This is a genomic window from Methylobacterium sp. J-059 (assembly GCF_022829485.1).
GTDB lineage: Bacteria > Pseudomonadota > Alphaproteobacteria > Rhizobiales > Beijerinckiaceae > Methylobacterium.
This window is the reverse complement of record NZ_JAKSYA010000064.1, coordinates 1-1181: the sequence shown is the minus strand read 5'-3', so window position 1 is coordinate 1181 and position 1181 is coordinate 1. Positions and strand designations below refer to the sequence as shown.

The window sequence follows — 1181 nt, the reverse complement described above, 5'->3', positions numbered from 1 at the left end:
CGCAAACCCAAGGATCAGGTCGGCTTTGCCGTGCGCCCGCGCAGATGGGTGGTCGAACGCTTCTTTGGCTGGATCAGCCGCAACCGCCGCCTTTGGAAAGACCCGGAGGCGACCCTCGCCTCAGCCCAGGCCTTCCTCTACGCCGCCGCCGTCATGATCCTCGTCCGAAGGCTCGGCCGAGCATCATGACTTACCAGACGGACTCTTAAAAGAGTGCTCAGCGATGGCTAGGCATTTTGACATTGCAGGAGATGTTCATTTGCCTCGAGCAGGGGAAAACAGGCTCAGCGTGCCGCTCTAAGATTTTTCGTAGCCTCACGCCCTGCAAGGCCATCAGTAAGAGCCCAATCTAATATTATCTGATCGTTCCCATCGGCTTGCATCGCATGTACAATCTTTCATAATCAGTTTTGGATGAACGGTGACCACGTCTTCAGCGTACCCCAATATTTGAAGAAAATAATTACAGACTCTAATTCAAATTCGTCGACAGTAGACTGCTCTAATACAAGCTAGGCCCCATCGTCAATCCATAATATAAATCTGAAAATTAATACCACTCAGAAATAGATTACACCCAAATATAACCCAGAACTCGAGCAGCATTCGATCATGCATCTTTCTGTACATTCGGCTATGTTATTTACATTCAGATGTGCCATTCGACGCTGCCGTTGTAGAACATGTTGGCGACGCCGCCGCTGTTGTAGCCGGCATGGTTGTCGGCAGCGTCGCCCGCCAGGGTGTGCCCGTTGAGGCTGACCAGATGGACGTAGAGGTTGCGGTCGGCCGTCGCGCTGCCGCCGTAGACGTCGTCGAGGAACTGCACCGCGATGTCGTGCGCACCCGTACCGAACGCTCCCGTGAGGGTGATGTCCTGCGTCTGGCCTGCCGCATGCGACGCGCTGGTGGTGAGTGTGCCGCCGATCTGATGGCCGTCCACCAGCACCTGGAAGTGCGGATTGCCCTGGTAGCTGTCACCCGACACGCGGAACACAAAGGTGTCGAGTATAGCAGGGGACGGCACTGGGGCGGCCACCGTGTAGGCGGCGCTGGCCGCAGCACCCGCGTTGCCGGCGGCGTCGACGACGCTCACCGTCACCGTCCCGGCGCCGATCGGGGTGGCGACAGCGGCGGTAAAGCTGGTGCCGCTGACGCTGGCCAGGGTGTCGACACCGTTG

2 protein-coding genes are annotated in these 1181 nt (G+C 57.6%); one reads left to right on the top strand and one right to left on the bottom strand.

Annotation, left to right across the window (positions count from 1 at the left end; translation table 11 throughout):
* Positions 1-189 (top strand): transposase (locus tag MKK55_RS07300; RefSeq protein ID WP_243933951.1); only part of this gene is annotated, 189 nt, incomplete at its 5' end.
* 460 nt (positions 190-649) lie between these two features.
* Here the strand turns inward: MKK55_RS07300 and MKK55_RS07295 are convergent.
* Positions 650-1181: carbohydrate-binding domain-containing protein (locus MKK55_RS07295; RefSeq protein ID WP_279596048.1), on the bottom strand; the 532-nt coding region annotated here is incomplete at its 5' end.